Origin of the sequence: Salmonella sp. NW1250 (genome assembly GCF_051812965.1) — a bacterium.
Taxonomy (GTDB): domain Bacteria; phylum Pseudomonadota; class Gammaproteobacteria; order Enterobacterales; family Enterobacteriaceae; genus Salmonella; species Salmonella enterica.
Genome location: NZ_JAMNDD010000014.1, coordinates 50,297 through 72,207, shown reverse-complemented (window position 1 = coordinate 72,207; position 21,911 = coordinate 50,297). Strand labels below are relative to the sequence as shown.

General features: G+C 51.6%; 18 protein-coding genes and 1 pseudogene. 11 read left to right on the top strand and 8 right to left on the bottom strand.

Annotated elements, in window-relative coordinates; genetic code table 11:
* Positions 1–53 precede the first annotated feature (53 nt).
* Positions 54–674 (bottom strand): superoxide dismutase [Mn], encoded by a 621-nt coding sequence (sodA, locus tag NBA72_RS20425; RefSeq protein ID WP_000122632.1) that lies wholly within the window; start codon positions 672–674, stop codon positions 54–56.
* Positions 675–1,002: 328 nt separating this feature from the next.
* Between sodA and NBA72_RS20420 the strand changes: the two genes are divergently transcribed.
* Genes NBA72_RS20420 through NBA72_RS20410 form a run of 3 tightly spaced genes read left to right on the top strand, consistent with a single transcriptional unit; the run spans position 1,003 to position 3,820 of the window.
* A complete protein-coding gene (locus NBA72_RS20420) occupies positions 1,003–1,986 on the top strand; it encodes a TRAP transporter substrate-binding protein (protein WP_000812818.1) in 984 nt (327 codons plus the stop codon).
* Between the two features lie 18 nt (positions 1,987–2,004).
* Positions 2,005–2,520, top strand: coding sequence for a TRAP transporter small permease (locus tag NBA72_RS20415; RefSeq protein WP_001091413.1), 516 nt, complete (start codon positions 2,005–2,007; stop codon positions 2,518–2,520).
* Positions 2,513–3,820 carry a TRAP transporter large permease gene (locus NBA72_RS20410; RefSeq protein ID WP_000566800.1) on the top strand — a complete coding sequence of 436 codons (1,308 nt, stop codon included), beginning with the start codon at positions 2,513–2,515 and terminating at the stop codon, positions 3,818–3,820. The genes NBA72_RS20415 and NBA72_RS20410 overlap by 8 nt, the downstream gene beginning before the upstream one ends.
* Positions 3,821–3,977: 157 nt before the next feature.
* Here the strand turns inward: NBA72_RS20410 and NBA72_RS20405 are convergent, their stop codons facing one another.
* Positions 3,978–4,661 carry an oligogalacturonate-specific porin KdgM family protein gene (locus tag NBA72_RS20405; RefSeq protein ID WP_000378721.1) on the bottom strand — a complete coding sequence of 228 codons (684 nt, stop codon included), beginning with the start codon at positions 4,659–4,661 and terminating at the stop codon, positions 3,978–3,980.
* Positions 4,662–5,279: 618 nt separating this feature from the next.
* Between NBA72_RS20405 and rhaT the strand changes: the two genes are divergently transcribed.
* A complete protein-coding gene (gene rhaT / locus NBA72_RS20400; RefSeq protein WP_000063541.1) occupies positions 5,280–6,314 on the top strand; it encodes an L-rhamnose/proton symporter RhaT in 1,035 nt (344 codons plus the stop codon).
* Here rhaT and rhaR read toward each other — a convergent pair.
* On the bottom strand, positions 6,311–7,159 hold the full coding sequence (rhaR, locus tag NBA72_RS20395) for an HTH-type transcriptional activator RhaR (protein WP_042948957.1): 849 nt from the start codon (positions 7,157–7,159) through the stop codon (positions 6,311–6,313). The genes rhaT and rhaR overlap by 4 nt on opposite strands.
* 152 nt (positions 7,160–7,311) lie before the next feature.
* Positions 7,312–8,148: an HTH-type transcriptional activator RhaS gene (gene rhaS / locus NBA72_RS20390; protein WP_000217114.1), complete on the bottom strand. Its 837-nt coding sequence runs from the start codon at positions 8,146–8,148 to the stop codon at positions 7,312–7,314.
* Between the two features lie 287 nt (positions 8,149–8,435).
* Here rhaS and rhaB point away from each other — a divergent pair, with 287 nt between their 5' ends.
* From rhaB to rhaM, 5 genes are all read left to right on the top strand, one after another.
* Positions 8,436–9,905, top strand: a complete 1,470-nt coding sequence (gene rhaB / locus NBA72_RS20385) for a rhamnulokinase (protein ID WP_023216602.1) — start codon at positions 8,436–8,438, stop codon at positions 9,903–9,905.
* Entirely contained in the window at positions 9,902–11,161 is a 1,260-nt protein-coding gene (gene rhaA / locus NBA72_RS20380) for an L-rhamnose isomerase (RefSeq protein ID WP_000211470.1), read from the top strand. The genes rhaB and rhaA overlap by 4 nt, the downstream gene beginning before the upstream one ends.
* Positions 11,162–11,303: 142 nt before the next feature.
* Complete coding sequence (gene rhaD / locus NBA72_RS20375) at positions 11,304–12,131, top strand: rhamnulose-1-phosphate aldolase (protein ID WP_006893399.1); 828 nt, start codon at positions 11,304–11,306, stop codon at positions 12,129–12,131.
* A gap of 126 nt (positions 12,132–12,257) precedes the next feature.
* The gene (gene fucO / locus NBA72_RS20370; protein WP_000009249.1) at positions 12,258–13,406 is read left to right on the top strand and encodes a lactaldehyde reductase; all 1,149 of its coding nucleotides are present in this window, start codon (positions 12,258–12,260) and stop codon (positions 13,404–13,406) included.
* Positions 13,403–13,717: an L-rhamnose mutarotase gene (rhaM, locus tag NBA72_RS20365; RefSeq protein WP_000619478.1), complete on the top strand. Its 315-nt coding sequence runs from the start codon at positions 13,403–13,405 to the stop codon at positions 13,715–13,717. The genes fucO and rhaM overlap by 4 nt, the downstream gene beginning before the upstream one ends.
* Positions 13,718–13,805: 88 nt before the next feature.
* Here the strand turns inward: rhaM and NBA72_RS20360 are convergent, their stop codons facing one another.
* Positions 13,806–14,354, bottom strand: coding sequence for a helix-turn-helix domain-containing protein (locus tag NBA72_RS20360; RefSeq protein WP_001517951.1), 549 nt, complete (start codon positions 14,352–14,354; stop codon positions 13,806–13,808).
* A gap of 100 nt (positions 14,355–14,454) precedes the next feature.
* On the opposite strand from NBA72_RS20360, the gene NBA72_RS20355 reads away from it, so the two are divergent.
* Both NBA72_RS20355 and NBA72_RS20350 read left to right on the top strand, forming a co-directional pair.
* Positions 14,455–15,114: an AzlC family ABC transporter permease gene (locus tag NBA72_RS20355; protein WP_000683586.1), complete on the top strand. Its 660-nt coding sequence runs from the start codon at positions 14,455–14,457 to the stop codon at positions 15,112–15,114.
* Positions 15,114–15,437: an AzlD domain-containing protein gene (locus NBA72_RS20350; RefSeq protein WP_000527677.1), complete on the top strand. Its 324-nt coding sequence runs from the start codon at positions 15,114–15,116 to the stop codon at positions 15,435–15,437. The genes NBA72_RS20355 and NBA72_RS20350 overlap by 1 nt, the downstream gene beginning before the upstream one ends.
* 355 nt (positions 15,438–15,792) lie before the next feature.
* Here the strand turns inward: NBA72_RS20350 and NBA72_RS20345 are convergent, their stop codons facing one another.
* The 3 genes and pseudogenes from NBA72_RS20345 to NBA72_RS20335 form a co-directional block, all read right to left on the bottom strand.
* The gene (locus NBA72_RS20345) at positions 15,793–16,893 is read right to left on the bottom strand and encodes a YiiG family protein (RefSeq protein ID WP_000828043.1); all 1,101 of its coding nucleotides are present in this window, start codon (positions 16,891–16,893) and stop codon (positions 15,793–15,795) included.
* Positions 16,894–17,477: 584 nt separating this feature from the next.
* Positions 17,478–19,787, bottom strand: a complete 2,310-nt coding sequence (locus NBA72_RS20340; RefSeq protein WP_042948956.1) for a hypothetical protein — start codon at positions 19,785–19,787, stop codon at positions 17,478–17,480.
* Positions 19,788–19,789: 2 nt separating this feature from the next.
* Positions 19,790–21,625, bottom strand: a pseudogene (locus tag NBA72_RS20335) (ATP-binding protein).
* Positions 21,626–21,911 lie beyond the last annotated feature (286 nt).

Genomic DNA, 21,911 nt, shown 5'->3' with positions numbered 1-21,911 from the left:
GGATACAAAAAAAGCGAGTCATCAGACTCGCTTCTACAGACGTGCAATGCAAATTATTTTTTAGCGGCGAAACGCGCTGCTGCTTCGTCCCAGTTCACCACGTTCCAGAACTCTTTGATGTAGTCCGGGCGGCGGTTCTGGAATTTCAGGTAGTAAGCGTGTTCCCACACGTCCAGACCCAGGATCGGGAAGCCGGAAGCGCCGGAAATGGCTTCACCCATCAGCGGGGAATCCTGGTTTGCGGTAGAAACCACAGCCAGTTTGTCACCTTTCAGCACCAGCCACGCCCAGCCGGAGCCGAAACGGGTTGCTGCTGCTTTTTCGAATTCAGCTTTGAAGTTGTCAACGGAACCGAAGTCACGCTCGATAGCCGCTTTCAGATCGCCCTGCAGAGTGGTGCCTTTTTTCAGTCCTTTCCAGAACAAGCTGTGGTTAGCGTGGCCGCCGGCGTTGTTACGCAGCACGGTTTTTTTGTCCGCTGGCACCTGGTCCAGTTTAGTAATCAGTTCTTCAACCGGCAGGTCAGCAAACTCAGGCAGGTTTTCCAGCGCCGCGTTAGCGTTGTTGACATAGGTTTGATGGTGTTTGGTGTGGTGAATCTCCATCGTCTGCTTATCGAAGTGCGGTTCCAGTGCATCATAAGCGTACGGCAGGGATGGCAGTGTATAACTCATAATCATCTCCATTATTGTCGAGCGGCACAGTGTTAACGCCGCGTAAGCAGTTGGTTCATTATAGTTAATTAAATGATATTGAAAATGATTATCAATGCCGTACTTTTTCCAGGGTTATAAACGTTACGGCATCCGCTGAAAAAAACCGTTTTTTACGCCTCCAACCGAAACCGCCTGTTGATGAATTCCTGGAAATCATGAAATGTGAAACAGGGTTTCAAAATCTTTCTTTTGGTGCCAATTTTTGTCAGCGGTGGCAAAATCAAGAAGGTTATAATTTCACCATGCAATTACATTCCCGGTAAATTATTACAATTGCGAGGGAATTATGAAGCAACCTGGTTTTATACGTCTGGCTACGTTGGCCTTACTCTCCACACTTTCTTTCTTCTCCCACGGCGAAACCATTTTGCGCCTGGCCTACGCTGAAAATAGCCAGCCGGTAAAAGATGCGTTGCACTTCCTGGGGCAGCAAGTTGAAGAGAAAACGGGCGGCGATATCAAAGTACAGTACTTCCCGGACGGACAGCTTGGCGGCGAGCGCGAACTGGTGGAGTTGACGCAGGTCGGCGTCGTCGACATCACTAAAGTGTCGTCCGGGCTGATGGAGAGTTTTTCGCCTGAGTACGGCGTGTTTTCACTTCCCTACCTGTTTGCCACCGTCGATGAATACTACCGCGTAATGGATAACCCACAGGTGATGGAGCCTGTTTATCAGTCCACCGCCGCACAGGGGTTTGTCGGCGTAGGCTGGTATGATTCCGGCGCGCGTAATTTTTATATGAGCAAAGCGCCGGTTAAACGCATTGAGGATTTACGCGGGAAGAAGATCCGCGTCATGCAGAGTGAGACGGCGATCCAAACCCTCAAACTGCTGGGCGCTTCGCCCATCGCCATGAGTCAGGCGGAGGTCTATACCTCGTTACAACAAGGCATTCTCGACGGCGCGGAAAACAATGAGTTCGCTCTCACCATCGCCCGCCACGGCGAAGTCGCCCGTTATTACACCTACGATATGCACACCCGCATTCCCGATATCCTGCTAATGAGTACCCTCACGCTGGAAAAGCTGACGTCGGAACAGCAGCGCATCGTCGAAGCCGCCATCAAGGCGTCGATCGAATTTGAGAAAGCCGCATGGGACAAGGAAATAGAGAAAACCAGGCTGGCGGCGGTAAAAGATTTCAACGTTGAATTCTACGAGATCGACAAAAAACCCTTCCAGAAGGCAGTACAGCCTATTTACGACGGTCTGAAAAACAAACCACGGCTTTACGGGCTGTATCAACGTATCCAGACAGCAAAAAATTAATCTAATCAGGAAATTAAGATGAACACATTCAGAAAAGGACTTGATTTATTGCTGGGCGCTATCTGTTGCCTGGTGCTGGCGATAATGGTTGGCATCGCCTGCTGGCAGGTGGTGAGCCGCTACATTCTGGGCGTTCCCAGCACCCTTACCGAAGAGATGCTGCGATTTCTCCTGGTGTGGGTATCAATGCTGGGCATGGCTTTTGTCGCCGGTCAGAAACAGCATATCAGCCTGACTCTCTTACTGGATAAGGTGTCGCCGACGATTCGCGGCTGGTGGGATATTATTCTGCAGGTCATTTTTATCGCGTTTTCCATTTGGGTATTGATTATCGGCGGCTTAAAGATTTCTGCGATTTCTATGCTGCAAATCTCCCCTGCGCTGGGCATTCCGATGGGAAAAATTTATTACGCGCTCCCCTGCGCGGGCGTACTGATCATCCTCTATGGGCTGCTGAATATCGTTGACGCCCTGAAAGCTATCCATTCCGCCACGGATACCACTGAGCACACTCTGGAGAAATCACATGATTGACCCTATTTTTGCGTCCTGTACGCTAATTGCCGTCTTTGTTGTTTTACTGGCCATGGGCGCGCCTATCGGGATCTGCATCGTTATCGCCTCTTTCAGCACCATGATGCTGGTACTGCCTTTCGATATTTCGATGTTCGCCACCGCGCAAAAAATGTTCTCCAGCCTGGACAGTTTTGCCTTGCTGGCCGTGCCGTTCTTCGTTTTGTCCGGGGTGATCATGAATAGCGGGGGAATTGCCGCCCGGCTGGTCAATTTTGCCAAACTGTTTACTGGCAAACTGCCCGGCTCGCTCTCTTATACCAACATCGTCGGCAATATGATGTTCGGTGCAATTTCCGGATCGGCGATTGCCGCCTCAACCTCCATCGGCGGCGTGATGGTGCCGATGAGCGCGCGCGAAGGTTACGATCGCGGCTTTGCGGCCGCGGTGAATATCGCCTCCGCGCCGACGGGAATGTTAATTCCGCCCACCACGGCTTTTATCCTTTATGCGCTGGCAAGCGGGGGAACATCGATTGCCGCTCTGTTCGCCGGCGGTCTGGTCGCGGGAGTGCTGTGGGGCGTTGGCTGTATGCTGGTCACGCTGGTGGTCGCTAAGCGTCGAAATTATCGGGTTTTCTTCACCGTCCAAAAAGGCATGGCGCTAAAAGTTGCCGTTGAGGCCATTCCCAGCCTGCTGCTGATCGTGATTATCGTCGGCGGCATTGTGCAGGGGATTTTCACCGCCATTGAAGCCTCCGCGATTGCCGTGGTGTATACATTATTGTTGACGATGGTGTTTTACCGCACGCTGAAAATTAAGGATTTGCCTTCGATTTTGCTCCAGACAGTGGTAATGACCGGGGTCATCATGTTCCTGCTGGCAACCTCTTCGGCGATGTCCTTCTCGATGTCGATCACCAATATTCCTGCGGCGCTGAGCGATATGATCCTCGGTATTTCCGCCAATAAACTGGTTATCCTGTTAGTCATTACCGTCTTTTTGTTGATTATCGGCGCATTTATGGATATCGGTCCGGCCATTCTGATTTTTACCCCGATTCTGCTGCCGATCATGGCTAAACTGGGCGTCGATCCGGTGCATTTTGGCATTATCATGATCTATAACCTGGCGATTGGCACCATTACGCCGCCAGTTGGCAGTGGTTTATATGTCGGGGCGAGCGTCGGTAAGGTCAAAGTTGAGGAAGTGATTAAACCGTTGCTGCCTTTTTACGGCGCGATTATCGGCGTTCTGTTATTAATTACCTACATTCCGGAAATCACACTGTTCTTACCCCGTCTACTGGGCATCATGTAAGCGCATAGTTTCCTGCACATCTCGTTGCCGGATGGCGATTCGCGTCTTATCCGGCCAACGCACGATAATAATTATCCGCAGGTCATCACCAGGTAAAAAAAACCGGCTACCTATAAAGTAGCCGGAAAAGGGAATAAATAATAAACAGGGATAATGATTAGAATGTGTAGCCTATACCCACGCGGAAACGGGTTTGTCTTTCATCGCTGTTGCTATTGACGGAAACATTACCTACCTCAACGAATGGCGACCATTGATCAATAATATAGGCAGTTCTGAAGTTATATTCATAGTTATCTTTGCCGCCATCGTAAAGATCATATTTATCGGCTTTCTTATAAATTCCTTCGATTGTCCAGTCAAAGTTGTTCCATTTATAACCCGCCCAGACATCCATACGATTGATGGTATCATCATCACGGATATCAGAAGAACGGCGTACATATTCAAAACGATAGCGCGCACCAACCCACCAGCTTTCATTTAATGTCCACGTCGCGCGGAAGTAAGGCTTATAGGTAGAGTAACCGTTGCCTGTTTCCAGCACAAAACCCGGTTGCCAGGCGACATCACCGGTTTTAAATTGGTAGCTTATCGTATATTCGTTACCCTGTGTTTCCAGGTCATTAAACGCTTTATTGGTGTCATCCCCGCCTGATTTTGAGATAGCTTCTATCGCAAAACCAACACCATTCGCAAACCGATGAGAAATATACGCACGGTCATAGTTAGCTTTACTATCATCAAGATATTCATGACGAACATCGACATATACTGCATGCGCATTTGTTACAACAAGAGGTAATAGTAAGAAAAGAGATTTTCTCATAACAGAATCCATTTAATTTAAAATTAAAACGTTGTTTCATGTCATACCATTACAACCATAATACGCAATGTGAATGGCGACAATATAGACAAAGATCTTTAATTTAAAATTGGGATAATGTTCAAAAAGCAAAATAAAATAAATGAAATTCATATTCGTCATATAAAATAAAAATCAAAACACCATCAACAACGCCAATATAGGGATTTCCTTATATTTATATTTCATTGATTCCTAACGTTAATTTCAATATATTTAAATTGTAAATACAAATAAAACAATTAAATAATTACTGTATAACTACCCTTTTATCAAACGGTAAGTCAGACTATTCCCATTATGTGATCTCACGCAGCGTTTTCTTTGCATTGTTGCCAGCTAAGTCGTTTCGTGTCGTTATGATGAAGGTATTTTAGAAAACAAATATTACCCACTGATTTAAATAACATCCAGACGGTCACGATGCGCTCCGACTTTTTTAAAACGTGAAGTTAATCACTTCATTAACGTGCTGATTGCCAGAATACACCCAACGGCGGCAATCGTTATAAGGTTACCGGGCTGCGTAATTTTTAAACTCATGCAAACGGAAGGGGTATCCCGTCCATAAAAAATAATGAGGAACATGTCATGAGTAACGCGATTACGATGGGTATTTTCTGGCATTTGATAGGGGCGGCCAGTGCAGCCTGCTTCTATGCCCCGTTCAAGCAAGTGAAACAGTGGTCATGGGAAACCATGTGGTCAGTGGGCGGCATCGTCTCATGGCTTATTCTGCCGTGGACAATTAGCGCTCTGTTACTGCCTGATTTCTGGGCCTATTATGGGCAGTTTAACCTCTCCACCCTTTTACCGGTTTTTCTGTTCGGCGCCATGTGGGGCATCGGCAATATTAATTACGGTCTGACCATGCGTTATCTCGGGATGTCGATGGGTATCGGCATCGCTATCGGCATTACGCTTATCGTCGGCACGCTGATGACGCCTATCATCAACGGTAACTTCGATGTGTTAATCCATACCGAAGGGGGACGCATGACGCTACTTGGCGTTTTTGTCGCGCTGATCGGCGTCGGGATTGTGACGCGCGCCGGACAGTTAAAAGAACGCAAAATGGGCATTAAAGCGGAGGAGTTCAATCTGAAGAAAGGGCTTCTGCTGGCAGTGATGTGCGGTATTTTCTCGGCGGGGATGTCTTTTGCCATGAACGCCGCGAAACCGATGCATGAAGCTGCTGCCGCGCTTGGCGTTGACCCGCTCTATGTCGCGCTACCGAGTTACGTGGTGATTATGGGCGGCGGCGCGCTGGTGAACCTCGGTTTCTGTTTTATCCGCCTGGCAAAAGTGCAAAATCTGTCGATAAAAGCCGACTTCTCGCTGGCAAGACCGTTGATTATCAGCAATATTCTGCTGTCCGCGCTTGGCGGTCTGATGTGGTATTTACAGTTCTTTTTCTATGCCTGGGGTCACGCGCGCATTCCCGCGCAATATGACTACATGAGCTGGATGCTGCACATGAGCTTCTATGTGCTGTGCGGGGGGCTTGTCGGTCTGGTGCTAAAAGAGTGGAAAAATGCTGGCCGCCGTCCCGTTGCCGTATTAAGCCTCGGCTGCGTGGTAATTATTATCGCGGCGAATATTGTCGGTTTAGGCATGGCCAGTTAATCGCTTTGATTACTGAGATGACGCCATTGGCTCGGCGTCATCCCGGTTTCCCGCGTGAACACCACTGAAAAATAATTACTATCTTCAAAACCGCACTGCATCGAAATCTCGCTAATCATCAGCGGGCTATGCTGAAGCAGATACTGCGCGTGGCAAATACGGACCTGGCGTAAATATTGATTAATCGTCATCCCGGTTTGGGCGCGAAACTGCTGCCGCAGCACCCGTTCGCTGCATTGTTCCTGCTGGCAAAACGCATCCAGCGCAAAGGGACACTCAAGGCTATTAGCCAAAGCGGTAATTAATTTATCCAACAGGGTTTCTCGGGAGGTTGCCGGAAGATCGTCGGTCGCGTAGCGATGCCGTTTTAACATCATCACCAGTTGACCAAACAGCAATTCCGCCATCTCATTCGCCAGCGGATCGCGTCCATTACTCTCATGTTCAAGCTGGTTAATGACCTGCCGCGCCTGATTCATTCCCATACTGCCCAGCCGCCAGTGAGGATGCCACTGCGCTCCCTGAAAGCCGGGAATCATCGCCTGCCAGTTTACATTGAGTTTCAAACGCTCCGGGCAGTAAATAATATTTTGCAGCACCAGATCGTTAACGGAAGTATAGGAGTGTTTGTCTTCAGCACGAATGTAAAACAGATCGCCGCGGGTAATTCTGTATGGGCGCTCATTAAGAACGTGTAGGCCATTGCCCCGCCAGACCATCACCAGTTCACAAAACTCATGCGTATGTTCCGCAAAAACATCCTGTGGATAGCGATCGGCAACCGTAACGGCCTGCTGCTCATCAGTAAAAAAATCTTTTTTCAAAAGGATTAACGGATTTGCCACCGCAGCACCTCATGTTGAATGCTTGCCGGCTGGCGCTACGCTTATTCTGTCTACCGCTCGCCGCCGTAGGCCAGGTAAGGCGCAGCCGCCATCCGGTATTAAAGAGTATAATTATCAGCATATTGGCGACGAAAACGTTGATAGCGTTCGCGTTACTGGATTATCGCATCGCGTCCCTGACGGATATCCCGCGGCGACCAGTTAAATTCTCGGCGAAACAGAGTCGAAAAGTGGTTACTGTCGCCAAAACCGCAGCGGTACGCGATTTCTGTCACGCTATGATCGCTATGGCGCAATAAATGCCGGGCTTTGATCAAACGCAGGCGATTAAGGTAACGTTGCGGCGTCAGCCCGGTATGCTGTTTAAGCTGACGATGCAGCGTGCGTAGCGACAGCGAAAACTGTTCGGCTACCGCCTCCCAGCAAACCTCCTCCGCAAAATGGTCTTCCAGCCATGCCATCAGTTGGTTGAGTTTGGCGTCGTTATTGGTCGCGCCTTCCATCAGGCTACTGCGGCGTAACAACACCAGTAGTTGCATAAACAAAATTTCGCGATTCGCCACGGCAGGCGCATCCACGCCGTCTCCGGCGCGCTCCATCAGACCGACCAACTGGCGCACCTGCTGCAACACACTCTGATTCACCCGCCAGTGAGAAGGATAGTAACCATCCTGCTCCTGCGGCAGCAATTGATCCAACCCCGCCAGGAACTGGAAGGCGTCCGGTGAACGCCACAGTACATTCGTCAGGCATAGGTTGTCGGTATGTTCATATAAATGCCGGTCGTGATCGCGAACAAAACACACGGTACCGCCGCTGATGGTATACGGCTGCCCGTTGAATACATGAATGCCCGTACCGTGTTCCACAATCACGATTTCATGAAAATCATGATGATGTTCAGGGAAAGCGGCTTGCGGCAGACGAGGTTCAATCGCCACGGGCGCTTTACCTGATGGAAAAAAATCCACGCTATGCAGTACGGTCATGGTTGCTTCCTCCTGAATTCAACATGTCCGAATAGTAATTAAGGGTTATCGGCCTCACCTTAAATTTTTGACGCTAAAGCGCGCAAACATGGTCTTTTTTTCAAGAAAAGGCGGGAAAAAGCGGGAAATGCGGACGACATCACACCGGCCTATTAGTAGAAACTGTGAACGCTATCACGTTCATCTTTGCCTTGTTGCCAGCGGCTCATTTTCCTGTCAGTAACGAGAAGGTAGGTCTTTGAGGGCTTTTTTAGACTGTGCACAATGACTCTAAGAAGGACCTGATTATGACTTTTCGCCATTGTGTCGCGGTTGATCTCGGCGCATCCAGCGGGCGCGTGATGCTGGCGCGTTACGACAGCAAACACCGTACCCTGACGCTACGTGAAATTCACCGTTTTGTGAACTGCCTACAAAAAACAGACGGGTTTGACACCTGGGACATCGACAGTCTGGAAAAGGATATCCGTCTTGGTCTGAAGAAAGTCTGCAATGAAGGCATTCTTATCGACAGCATCGGCATCGACACCTGGGGCGTCGATTATGTCCTGCTGGATAAACAAGGTCAGCGTGTCGGCCTGCCGGTCTCCTACCGCGATAACCGTACCACGGGCATCATGCCGCAAGCGCTGGTCCAGATCGGCAAAAGCGAAATCTATCGCCGCAGCGGGATTCAGTTTCTGCCGTTTAACACCATCTATCAGCTACGCGCGCTGACGAAACAACAGCCTGAGTTAACGGCGCAGGTCGCTCATGCGCTGCTGATGCCCGATTATTTCAGCTACCGCCTGACCGGTGAAATGAACTGGGAATACACCAACGCCACGACCACCCAGTTGGTCAATATCAATACCGATGACTGGGACGATACCCTGCTGGCGTGGACCGGCGCGAAAAAGAGCTGGTTCGGTCGCCCCTCGCACCCTGGCAATGTTATCGGCGACTGGATTTGCCCGCAGGGCAACCGTATTCCGGTGGTAGCCGTCGCCAGCCACGATACCGCCAGCGCCGTTATTGCCTCTCCGCTGGCAAATAAACATAGCGCTTACCTGTCTTCAGGCACCTGGTCGCTGATGGGTTTTGAAAGCAAAATGCCCTACACCACTGACGAGGCGCTGGCTGCCAATATCACCAACGAAGGCGGCGCGGAAGGGCGTTATCGGGTACTGAAAAACATTATGGGTTTGTGGCTGCTCCAGCGCGTGCTGAAAGAACGGCACATTACCGATCTGCCTGCGCTTATCGCCCAAACAGAAGCGCTGCCGGCCTGCCGTTTCCTGATTAACCCGAATGACGATCGCTTTATCAATCCTGACGATATGCGCGCTGAAATCCAGGCCGCCTGTCGCGAGACCGACCAGCCCGTTCCCGTCAGCGATGCCGAACTGGCGCGCTGCATTTTCGACAGTCTGGCGCTGTTGTATGCCGACATTCTGCACGAACTGGCAAATCTGCGCGGCGAAAAATTTACCCAACTGCATATTGTCGGCGGCGGCTGCCAAAACGCGCTACTCAACCAGTTGTGCGCCGATGCATGTGGCATTCGCGTGATGGCCGGGCCGGTTGAAGCCTCCACCCTTGGCAATATTGGTATTCAGCTTATGACCCTCGACGAATTAAACAACGTCGATGACTTCCGTCAGGTCGTCAGCGCTAACTACGACCTGACAACCTATATCCCTAATCCTGATAGTGAAATTGCCCGCCACGTTGCGCAGTTTCAACCCAAACGACAGACAAAGGAGCTTTGCGCATGACCACTCAACTGGAACAAGCCTGGGAACTGGCAAAACAACGTTTCGCCGCAGTAGGTATTGATGTCGAGGAGGCGCTGCGCCAGCTCGATCGCCTGCCGGTTTCCATGCACTGCTGGCAGGGCGACGATGTTGCCGGATTCGAGAACCCGGAAGGTTCGTTGACGGGAGGAATTCAGTCAACCGGCAACTATCCGGGCAAAGCGCGTAACGCCACCGAACTGCGCGCCGATCTGGAACAGGCGCTGCGTCTGATCCCAGGACCAAAACGGCTGAACCTGCACGCCATTTACCTTGAGTCGGATACGCCGGTTGCTCGCGACCAGATCAAACCGGAGCATTTTAAAAACTGGGTGGAGTGGGCGAAAGCGAACCGGCTGGGGCTGGATTTCAACCCCACCTGTTTTTCTCATCCACTGAGCGCTGACGGTTTTACCCTCTCTCATCCAGACGCGAAAATTCGCCAGTTCTGGATCGATCACTGCAAGGCCAGCCGCCGCGTCTCGGCATACTTTGGTGAGCAGCTCGGTACGCCGTCGGTGATGAACATCTGGATCCCGGACGGCATGAAAGACATTACCGTCGACCGTTTAGCCCCGCGCCAGCGCCTGCTGGAAGCGCTGGATGAGGTCATTAGCGAGAAATTCGACCCGGCGCACCACATCGACGCCGTCGAAAGCAAACTGTTTGGCATCGGCGCGGAAAGCTACACCGTCGGCTCCAATGAGTTCTACATGGGCTACGCCACCAGCCGTCAGACCGCGCTGTGCCTGGATGCGGGCCACTTCCATCCCACTGAAGTGATTTCCGACAAAATTTCCGCCGCCATGCTCTACGTGCCACGGCTGCTGCTGCACGTCAGCCGCCCGGTACGCTGGGATAGCGACCACGTGGTGCTCCTGGACGATGAAACCCAGGCAATTGCCAGCGAGATCGTCCGTCATAACCTGTTTGACCGCGTACACATCGGTCTGGATTTCTTCGACGCCTCTATCAACCGTGTCGCCGCGTGGGTTATCGGTACCCGCAACATGAAAAAAGCGCTGCTGCGCGCTCTGCTGGAACCCACAGATCAACTGCGTCAGCTTGAGGCCAGCGGCGATTACACCGCGCGTCTGGCGCTGCTGGAAGAGCAAAAATCTCTGCCGTGGCAGGCCGTCTGGGAAATGTATTGCCAGCGTCACGACACGCCGGCTGGCAGCCAGTGGCTGGACAGCGTTCGCGTCTATGAAAAAGAGATCCTGAGCAAACGTAGCTGACAGCGACACCTGATTTGTAGGCCGGATAAGACGCCCGCGTCGCCATCCGGCAATAAATGAAACACGATTGCCGGATGGCGCTGCGCTTATCCGGCCTACGTAAGACCCGAATAACCTTCGGGCAATAAATGGGAACACGAACATGCAAAATATTACCGATTCCTGGTTTGTCCAGGGCATGATTAAAGCCACGTCTGATGCGTGGCTGAAAGGGTGGGACGAACGTAATGGCGGTAACCTGACGCTACGTCTGGATGAAGCCGACATCGCGCCTTTTGCGGCTAATTTCCACGAAAAAACGCGCTATATCGCGCTAAGTCAACCCATGCCGCTGCTGGCGAATACGCCGTTTATCGTTACCGGTTCCGGCAAATTCTTCCGCAACGTTCAGCTCGATCCGGCAGCCAATTTAGGCGTGGTCAAAATCGACAGCGACGGCGCAGGCTACCACATTCTGTGGGGCTTAACCCATGACGCGGTACCCACCTCTGAACTCCCGGCGCATTTCCTCTCCCACTGCGAACGCATCAAAGCCACCCACGGCAAAGACCGCGTCATTATGCATTGCCATGCGACTAACCTGATCGCCCTCACCTACGTACTGGAAAACAACACTGCGCTGATCACCCGCAAACTGTGGGAAGGCAGCACCGAATGCCTGGTGGTATTCCCGGACGGTGTCGGCATTCTGCCGTGGATGGTGCCAGGCACCGATGAAATCGGCCAGGCCACCGCGCAAGAAATGCAGAAACATTCGCTGGTGCTGTGGCCGTTCCACGGCGTGTTCGGAAGCGGACCTACGCTGGATGAAACCTTCGGTTTGATAGATACCGCAGAGAAATCCGCTGAGGTATTAGTCAAAATCTATTCGATGGGCGGTATGAAGCAGACCATCACGCGCGAAGAACTGGTCGCACTCGGCAAACGTTTTGGCGTGACACCGCTGGCCAGCGCCGTAGCGCTGTACTAATACCTCCCAACTCAACGCCGGATGCGGCTTTGCCTTATCCGGCCTACAGGACGGTGCGCATTTTACCGTAGGCCCGATAAGCGTAGCGCCATCGGGCAACAGGGAATTTTTTTAAGGAGAATAGTGATGAGCTTTATGTTGGCACTGCCAAAAATTAGCCTGCATGGCGCTGGAGCGATTGCCGATATGGTGAACCTCGTGGCGAATAAGCAATGGGGCAAAGCGCTGATCGTTACCGATGGTCAACTGGTAAAGCTGGGCCTGCTGGATAGCCTGTTTAGCGCACTGGATGAACATCAAATGTCTTACCACCTGTTTGATGAGGTGTTCCCAAACCCGACAGAAGAGCTGGTGCAGAAAGGTTTTGCGGCATATCAGAGCGCAGAATGTGACTACATTATCGCCTTCGGCGGCGGCAGCCCGATCGATACCGCAAAAGCGGTGAAAATTCTGACCGCCAACCCAGGTCCATCTACCGCCTACTCCGGCGTCGGCAAAGTGAAAAACGCCGGCGTACCGCTGGTAGCGATTAATACTACGGCAGGTACCGCGGCAGAGATGACCAGCAACGCGGTGATTATCGACTCTGCCCGTAAGGTCAAAGAGGTGATCATCGACCCGAATATCATCCCGGATATTGCCGTGGATGACGCCAGCGTCATGCTGGAAATCCCCGCTTCTGTGACCGCCGCAACCGGCATGGATGCCCTGACCCATGCGGTGGAAGCCTATGTCTCCGTTGGCGCGCATCCGCTTACCGACGCTAACGCGCTGGAAGCGATTCGCTTAATCAATTTGTGGCTACCGAAAGCGGTTGACGATGGCCATAACCTCGAAGCCCGTGAGCAAATGGCATTCGGCCAGTACCTGGCGGGTATGGCGTTCAACAGCGCCGGTTTGGGGCTGGTTCACGCACTGGCGCACCAGCCGGGCGCAACTCACAACCTGCCGCACGGAGTCTGCAACGCTATCCTGCTGCCAATTGTCGAGAACTTTAACCGTCCGAACGCCGTCGCGCGTTTTGCCCGTATCGCACAGGCGATGGGCGTAGAGACGCGCGGTATGTCTGACGAAGCCGCAAGTCAGGAAGCGATTAACGCTATCCGTACGCTGAGCAAACGCGTCGGCATTCCAGAAGGTTTCAGCAAGCTGGGCGTCACAAAAGAAGATATCGAAGGCTGGCTGGATAAAGCCCTCGCCGACCCGTGCGCGCCGTGTAACCCGCGCACCGCCAGCCGCGATGAAGTTCGCGGGCTGTACCTGGAGGCGTTATGATCCGCAAAGCCTTTGTGATGCAGGTAAATGCCGACGCGCACGAGGAGTATCAGCGTCGTCATAACCCAATCTGGCCGGAGCTGGAAGCCGTATTAAAATCTCACGGCGCGCATCACTACGCGATTTATCTCGATCAGGAGCGCAATCTGCTGTTCGCCACCGTTGAGATTGAATCCGAGGAGCGCTGGAACGCCGTTGCCAGCACCGACGTTTGCCAGCGTTGGTGGAAACATATGCGTGACGTTATGCCCGCGAATCCGGATAACAGCCCGGTCAGCGCAGAGCTAAAAGAGGTGTTCTATCTGCAGTAAGTCGTGTGCCCGATGGCGCAAGCTTACCGGGCCTACGGTTTTATTTTTTGTCGGCCGGATAAGGCGGTTACGCCGCCATCCGGCAATTTCAATTCTGCTCCGCTACCAGGATAGCCTGAGTATCCGGTTCCAGCGCTTTAAAGATATGCGCCTGGTCGCCGGGATAACAAATGTAATCGCCCTCCGCCAGCTCTTCCGGCGCCTCGGTTAAGCCGACGAGGGCTTTTCCCTGCGTAACAATAATATGTTCCACCGACCCCGGCGGATGCGGGTGAGAGATCCGGTCGGCCCCCGGCTGCGTCAACAGCAAATAGATATCACGCCGCGCGCCGGGCGGACACGCCGCCAGTAATATCGCCTGATAATGCGCCTGCTCCGCCACGACTTTGGTGCCTTCTCCGCGGCGAATCACCTGCGTTTTTTGTACCTGCGGCTCCAGCAGCCTGGCAAAGGGAATGTCGAGCGCGACGCATAGCGACCATAACGTTTCCAGGCTGGGGTTGCCGTTCCCTGCTTCCAGTTGTGAAAGCGTAGATTTAGCGATGCCTGCGCGCCGCGCAATCTCCGCCAGCGACAGTCCGGTTCGCTGGCGTTCGCGTACCAGACTTCTGGCAATGACGCTAATAGGTTGTGTCATAAAGCATCCAACGTTCACTATAACGAACGAAATGTTCGTCTTGTAAAGCAAATCTGTTCCGTTCATTATAATGAAAATTCGTTCGATATGACTAAAGAAGATGAAACACTATTTTTCCTGTCTCAAGGGAGACACGATAAAAGCGATATTTTTAGTGTGCCTGGCCGTGGGCGTCGTCGGCATGTCCTATGGCTCACTGGCGATGGCCTACGGTTTCCCTCTGTGGGTGCCGTTTGTCCTCTCTATTTTTGTGCTGGCGGGCGCGTCCGAATTTATGTTTATCGGCATTGTTGCCAGCGGCGGCAATCCGTTAGCGGCGGCGGCGGCAGGACTACTGGTGAATGCGCGCCACGTGCCGTTTGGCGTAACGGTGCGTGATTTGGTTGGCACCCGCGCCGCCAGCTTTTTCGGCTGCCATATCATGAATGATGAGAGCGTGGTGTTCGGCCTGTCGCAAAAAACACCCGAACAACGTAAAGCCGCCTACTGGCTATGCGGTCTGGGCGTCGCCCTATTCTGGCCGATTGGCACACTGATTGGCGCAGGTGTCGGCAAACTGCTCCCTGCCCCAGAAACCATCGGTCTGGATGCCGTATTCCCGGCAATCTTACTGGCGCTGGTGATCCCGGCGTTTAAAAACCGCACCACATTGATTCGTGGTTGCAGCGGCGCCGCGCTGTCGCTTGCCGCCGTTCCCTTTGTGGCTGCCGGATTGCCGGTGTTGCTTTCGCTGCTTGGCCTACTGGCGAGGAAAAAATAATGGGCAATATGACGCTATTTATTATCGGTATTGCTCTTTTGTCTGCGGGAACCTATTTGATGCGCCTCGGCGGCGCGAAACTTGGCAGCCGTCTGGCGCTGTCTGAGCGTTCACAGGCGCTGCTCTCGGATGCGGCAACGGTGCTGCTATTCTCCGTCGCGCTGGCGACCACCTTTTACGAAGGCGAACATTTTGCCGGAATGGCGCGCGTTCTTGGGGTTGGCTTCGCCGTATTTTTAGCCTGGCGTAAAATGCCGCTTATTGTGGTGATTATCGCCGCTGCAGTGGTGACCGCGTTATTACGAATGGCGGGTATTAATTAACGTCTTACAGAACAGTTGGACGTGACACCCTATAAGTGATGAAGGCTGGGCCGCCCTATGCTGAAGTGGCTCAGAATTTTCGCATCAGGCGGGATAAATGCTTTCCATATAAATGCCGATCCTCAATGACACTACCAGTACCTTCCAGCGTGACGTCAACATCTTGTGATAGCTTCAGATTACTGGTTTTTCTAATAGCTCTCTTTAGTTAATGTTTACGTCAGCTATTTTTACGGATATTGCCTGATGAAGAATACATAAACGAAAAAAGCGCCTGATCGGCGCTTTTTATTGGCGTTATAGCGTAATTTTATAGGCACTTGCGCCAGCCTGTGCGCAGTTAATGTGCCGTCACTCAACGCAGGCGGTTATAATCATCCACCATCTCGTTATAACTTCTCAACGACGCCGGATAAGAATCCGCAACCATCCATCCTGTTGCAGGGTCCTGCACCCGTTTCTTTTCAAAATCAGAATACTCAACATTGTCTCTGATGCGACGAATATATTTTTTAGCTTGTAGCTGATAATCAGCCGCAGAGCTGATGAAAGAAGAATTACGGCCATCAGTATTCACTTCTTTCAATTGCGCAATCATTGTTTCCAGTTCCGCGACTTTTTTCATCATCGCTTCGGCATCAAAGGTATCGGCAGAAATAACCTTGTTGATCTGCTTTGCCGAAATCATGACAGCCAGAGAATAATAGTTAAATGTTTTACCTTCCGCTTCTTCTATTCTCTTCAACTGTGTCAATTGCCGCCTGTCATTTATTTCCTGAATAGCCTCATGATATTTTTCCGAGACGGGTTTAAAATCCTCGATATTCTTCAGTAATGTCTGATGCAGCGCCTTACCTTTAGCAAAGGCATCATCTTTATAGTTTTCCTGGGTATAATATTTTTCCATTTCGTTAATGGTATTACCCAGCGCGGCGGCGCTATCAATATAGCTAACGGCAACGCCATCAATAGGCTCAAGTAATGGCGTTAAGGCGGCCACCTGTTTCATCTCTTTCTGGCAATTCGTTATGTAAGACTCCGTAATACCATAAATGCCATAAACCAGGCTCTCTTTCCCTGTCGGACCTTTTTTAAAGTCTTTCACCCAATCCGCGTAACGCGCCAGACTGTGCTGAACGGGCAATTGAAGTTTATTAAAACAATCGATATAGACATCCATTTTTTCACTATAAACTTCTTCAGCGTCAACCTCCGGCTGAGCTGGCGTTTCTGGTTTCGCCGCCGGGGGCTGAGTTGCCGTTTCTGGCTTCGCTGCTGGGGGCTGCGCTGGACTTTCGCCAGATTGCGTTTCCGGCGTCTGAGAAGGCGCTGGCGTCGCAGGCTGACTGCTGGCGGCCGGCGTCGCCTCGGTTTTAACATTATTGTCATCACATCCTGTTGCGCCCAGGGTCATTAGCGCAATGATTATCGCTGAGGATAATAAATTCCTTTTCATTTAATTGCCTTTTGTATATTTACGTTGGGGTTCTCTTATTTTAACGAATATATTGATATTGATAATGTTAATTATAATGAAATATGGATTAAGTATTTTTCGTGTTGAATAAATCACATACCTATTTTCTTCATTAAAATGAATCTGTAAATTTCAATAATGTTATTTATAGGTTACTCTAATGAAAGAGAATTTGTTATCACCAATCTGGCCGGATCTCAAAAAATGCATAGAACTAAAACGGGTCTATTTACAGTAAGACTTGCCGGGACCCAACTCTCGCCCAGCGCCTACGGTGGCGGATGTTGAATGTTGGGTTTCGCTTCGCGCCACCCTGTCTACAAAGTCCGCAATATCAATATGTTGTAAAACGATCTCGCAAGCCTTAAAGCTGCGCTCCATCAGGTACTGAGTTTGTCATCACAACAGACAGCGGGAGCATTTCCCGCTGTCTCAGATGATTGACAAGCCTTGCCTGAGTTTTGCCGGATGGCGGCGCTTGCGCCTTATCCGGCCTACAAACAACGCTAATTTCAACAAATTACACTATTTCTGACAGTATTCGGGGAATATAGCCCCGCAGGTTACATCCCGTACCGTTCAGCAATGGCGCGGTGTTTCTCTTCATTTACGCCTGCGGCCTGCGCCAGCCGCCACCAGCATAGCGGATGCTCCCAGTCGGCGGTCAAACGCGTCAGAGTTTTATCGATATCCGCCTTCGTTACCGACTGCGGCGCGCTGATAACAAAGTAAAATCCAGGGAGGGGAGCCGCATCGTCGCCCTGATGGCTATCGGTTAAGGTGTAATCATCCGGGCTACTGCTCCAGTAATACCACCCCAGCTCCCTGATAGCCTCACGGAAAGCATTGTACTGCGCTTCTTCCGGCATGACGCCGTCGCAAAACCAGGATTCGCCGTACTCCGTTGGGATCACCGTTTTCAGGCTGGCATACAAAGGCGTGAAGTTCTTCCGCTCTTCTTCGTCTTCCGGCGGCGTATTCAGCCGCTCGGCGTCAAAGACCACGATTTCACCGACATGCTGCGGGTAATCAGTACGATAAGTGGGTTCAACCACTCTTGCCGTCACCGGCCCAATGCGCTGGGCGAAATAGTATCGGTATTCGTAATCTTCGCGGAAACGCAGGTTTATTAGCCCCCAGTTTTCATCAATAAAACCTTCGCCTTCGGTGAGTTCAATCTCCAGCTCCGCCGCAAGCCTGCGCACGATATCCCATTTCTGCAAAATGCTGGCCGCCGCCATCATATCCCACTGGGTGTTGCGGGGATCTTCTTCGCGCCGTGTGAGCAGTGCCAGTAGCTGCTGTAAATATTCCAGTTGCCTGTCGTAGGCTTCCTGTTTTTGCGCCGCCCACGCGCACATCCGGTAAGCGCCAATCCACTCGCCGCCAATTTTAGTTTGCAGCAGTTTTTGCCCTGTCGTTTCCAGCTGCGCCCAGTCTTCCTGCGAGCCGAGAACCCGCGCACGGAACCACAGCGCCATATGCTCCTGCCCGGATGCGTCATACTGCCGGGCCAGTTGTTCAATCTCCTCCAGTTCGTCTTTCGCCAACAGCAGGTCCAGCAGATCAAAAGGAAGGCCGTTGTCCTCTTGCAGATGGTTTTCAACATAATGGCGCAAAAGCGCGATCGACTCGTCCCGCGCGTAACAGGCGTTCAGCGCATTGACCAGTCGGCCAAGTAACTCCGCATCCTCAGGTGACTGCATAAAGGCGCGGCGGAACTCTTCAACATCTTTTTCTGGATCGGCCTCTGCGTCTTCCGCCGTATTTTCAGTTTGTGGCATAACGGGGCGCGCCGACAGTTCTGCTTCTTTGGCGGCAATTTTCTCGCTGAGTTCCAGATACTCCCGGTCAACGCCCAACAGGGTGCGCAGTTTTGGCATATGCCGCTGGGCAAGTTTAAACGCCTGCTTCGCGACCCAGACGGATTCACGATCCAGCGCCAGGTTAATCTGCATTTTCGCCAGATCCACCAATTTACGGTGCGCCCCCACCTTAGAATAGTGTTCCAACATGTGCTGGAAAATTCTCGCCAGCCGCCAGTGGTTACGTTCCGGATAACGGGGAAGCAACACAATCAAAATATCCAGCCACAGATCCCAGGAGTAAGGCGTAAGGTCCGACCAGGCGGGTAACGCTTCCCAGACCTCCTCGTCCTGCCCGCCGCTCAGCGCCATGATGTACAGCTTTTTCAGCGGATAACCGATGCGATCGCGCCCCCAGTAGTCATTTTCAGCGATCAAATGTTCAACCAGCTCACGCGCCTCTTCATAGCGTTGCAGCGCGATCAGGATATCGACTCGCGTCGAGAGCAATGCCTCAACGTATTCCTCTCCTGAATCCTTCACCGCCGCAATCTGTTTATCCACATACGCTAACGCTTCTTCGTGCCGATGGGTGTCCATCAGGGCGCTGGCATATTCCGTGGACAAACACTGAAAACAGTTCCAGGTGGGGTCGATGCGCGCAATCGTCTCTTCGCAGACCGCCATTCGCTCTGCCGCCCAGCCAGGGCCATCTATGTTTTCATAGCAGGCGGATAAATCCTGGGTGACGCAGATGGATTGCGGACAATCTTTCGCTTCTTCCCGGTGCGCTTTTTCAAACAGGGCGACAACGTCAGGCAGAACTTTTTCGCCTTCGCTATAATTCGTCAGGCGGTGACGCATCTCCCAGTGCCCGATAAATATCTCCAGCCACGGATTTTTGGCGACCTGATTCAGGGCTTTCATTTCTGGCAACAGCGCATCACACTTTTCCAGTTGTAAATTTAGCGCGCCTTCAGAAAAGTCATCAATTATCTGGGGAATATATCCCTGCCCGGCATCCCGCAACTCTTTACTGTAGTTGTTGTACCACTCCCATGTATCCATTCTTACATTCCTTGCTTAATTAATGAGGGGATAATCTGCGTGAAATCTTCCAGTGCCTGATGCAAATCCCATTGCTGTTCTTTATTCCCATTACTACATAAAATAACTTTCAGGGATTTTAATAACCGCAGCGCCGCCACCGGTTGCTGATGATTCTACAATGCCGTAACTAATTGTTTGACGCAGGCGTTATTCAAATTGAGATATAAGCTGGAGGTTTTGGTTTGTTTAATCTGCGAAGTAAACTGGCGCGCCAGCATTAATGCGGCGGTACTCATTCGCTTGTCCGCATCGTCCTGTTCAAGGATTTGTTTTAATTCGGCTTCACGATCGAGGGTCACCACCAGCGGCAAAACATCCGGGTCAAAGCGGGAGATAATTAATTGCTCGCCGTCGCATAAATGCGCTTCCAGATAATCGACCTGTTCCGCCGGTAAATCGGCGAGCGTAAAGAGTTGCTCGTTGCCGCTTTGCGTGCCGACTTCAATAATCCGACAATGGTATAACAGCGCCCAGCGTCGTAAAAACGGGACCACAGCATAGCGATCGCCTCTGGCGACGGGCCGTTGCAGAATATGGAATAGCATCTCTTCAAAGCCGCCATCAGCGCCCAACAAAATATGGATGCTGTTATTAATGCGGAGTTCCTTCGCCAGCACCGCGCCTTTCGACGTGGGCACCTGCAACCGATCCTTCAGCAGATCAAAAAGACGATCATCACACAGCGCCGCGCCCAGCAGCGCTTCGTTATGACGCATTAAAACGCGTCGCCATATCTCCGGCTGGTTTTGCGCGAGATCCGACAAACCGGTAATCAGCGCTTCTTTCAATGCCTCCTGTACCGCAACCCAGGTTTCGTCCCGCTGCAAATCTTCCCGGCTTGCCGTCGGCGTGAGTTTCGACGATTCAATCACGCCGCCAATAAACCCCGCCCACGGCGGCAGGAGTTCACGCGCTTCGTCATCAAGCAGCATTCCGCGTAAAAAGAGGGATAGATTACGGTTGTCGCTGGTGCCGTAAGTCGCGCCGTCCTGAATCCACAGAATGCCCACGGCATCGCTGCCCCCCTGCGGAACCACCGGCAGGGTGCAGATAGGTTCGAAGGACGATTCGAACTGCGCGGCGAACGCGAGGTTTTTACGCTGGACCAACGCACGGTGCATCGTCACGCCTTCCGGCGTCGATTCGCGCCAGGGCGGCTGGAGTTTATTTACCGGTTCGGTCGCATCGCCGACAAAAACTGGTTCATGCAACAAAATGCAGTACCTTGAGAGTACGCGATTAAGCAGATTATTACTGGCAAGATGGCTGTATTCTTCTTTCAGCGTCAGGATCACCTGGGTTCCCGGCGCGACGGCGTCAGAAGGCGTAACGGTATAGCGCTGCCCATCAACAGAGTGATATTTCCAGCCCTGGTCCGGCGTTTGCCAGGACGTAGTCAGCACGGTGACATCTTTCGCCAGCACAAACGCCGACAAAAAGCCCAGCCCGAACATGCCGATTAACCCTGTGTCATCATCCTGCTGGCGCAGCATCCGGGTATAGCCCACCCCGACGGTCGCCAGAAAACCATGAATTTCGCTTTCCGTCAGGCCCGCGCCGGTGTCAGATATCGTTATAGTCGATTTTGCCACATCCGCCACAACGCGGATGTGGTTATCCTGCGGGGCATCGGGCTGTTCGATTCGTCTGCGGACAATCGCATCGTGCCCGTTCTGCACCAGCTCCCTTATCGCAACAACGGGCGTTGAATAAAGATGCTTACTGAGAACTTCTATTAATCCATTTAAATTGACTTCAGTAGAAAAAGAACTGTCGGATAGCTGCAATGCACTCATTTTTCAACACTCATAATCCATCACCTGCTGTTGAAAAGTTTTATTTTTACAGTCGGTGCGTAACTTTCGGTTTAACACGCAATCATCGCATCCAGCTCATATTCATTATTGATACGATGATTGTTTCTTGGCTATACATTTCATCCTTCAAGCTGCCTCTGCGTTGGCTGCGCTCATTCACCCCAGTCACGTACTTATGTACGCTCCAGGGGATTCATTCCCTTGCTGCCTTGATGCAACTTGAATGATTTCGTGTATATGTAAAAATCGGACAAATAATTAATGT

Coding starts and splice junctions, on each gene's coding strand:
- sodA (WP_000122632.1), bottom strand. CDS start 674: ATGAGTTATACACTGCCATCCCTGCCGTACGCTTATGATGCACTGGAA.
- NBA72_RS20420 (WP_000812818.1), top strand. CDS start 1,003: ATGAAGCAACCTGGTTTTATACGTCTGGCTACGTTGGCCTTACTCTCC.
- NBA72_RS20415 (WP_001091413.1), top strand. CDS start 2,005: ATGAACACATTCAGAAAAGGACTTGATTTATTGCTGGGCGCTATCTGT.
- NBA72_RS20410 (WP_000566800.1), top strand. CDS start 2,513: ATGATTGACCCTATTTTTGCGTCCTGTACGCTAATTGCCGTCTTTGTT.
- NBA72_RS20405 (WP_000378721.1), bottom strand. CDS start 4,661: ATGGATTCTGTTATGAGAAAATCTCTTTTCTTACTATTACCTCTTGTT.
- rhaT (WP_000063541.1), top strand. CDS start 5,280: ATGAGTAACGCGATTACGATGGGTATTTTCTGGCATTTGATAGGGGCG.
- rhaS (WP_000217114.1), bottom strand. CDS start 8,148: ATGACCGTACTGCATAGCGTGGATTTTTTTCCATCAGGTAAAGCGCCC.
- rhaB (WP_023216602.1), top strand. CDS start 8,436: ATGACTTTTCGCCATTGTGTCGCGGTTGATCTCGGCGCATCCAGCGGG.
- rhaA (WP_000211470.1), top strand. CDS start 9,902: ATGACCACTCAACTGGAACAAGCCTGGGAACTGGCAAAACAACGTTTC.
- rhaD (WP_006893399.1), top strand. CDS start 11,304: ATGCAAAATATTACCGATTCCTGGTTTGTCCAGGGCATGATTAAAGCC.
- fucO (WP_000009249.1), top strand. CDS start 12,258: ATGAGCTTTATGTTGGCACTGCCAAAAATTAGCCTGCATGGCGCTGGA.
- rhaM (WP_000619478.1), top strand. CDS start 13,403: ATGATCCGCAAAGCCTTTGTGATGCAGGTAAATGCCGACGCGCACGAG.
- NBA72_RS20360 (WP_001517951.1), bottom strand. CDS start 14,354: ATGACACAACCTATTAGCGTCATTGCCAGAAGTCTGGTACGCGAACGC.
- NBA72_RS20355 (WP_000683586.1), top strand. CDS start 14,455: ATGAAACACTATTTTTCCTGTCTCAAGGGAGACACGATAAAAGCGATA.
- NBA72_RS20350 (WP_000527677.1), top strand. CDS start 15,114: ATGGGCAATATGACGCTATTTATTATCGGTATTGCTCTTTTGTCTGCG.
- NBA72_RS20345 (WP_000828043.1), bottom strand. CDS start 16,893: ATGAAAAGGAATTTATTATCCTCAGCGATAATCATTGCGCTAATGACC.
- NBA72_RS20340 (WP_042948956.1), bottom strand. CDS start 19,787: ATGGATACATGGGAGTGGTACAACAACTACAGTAAAGAGTTGCGGGAT.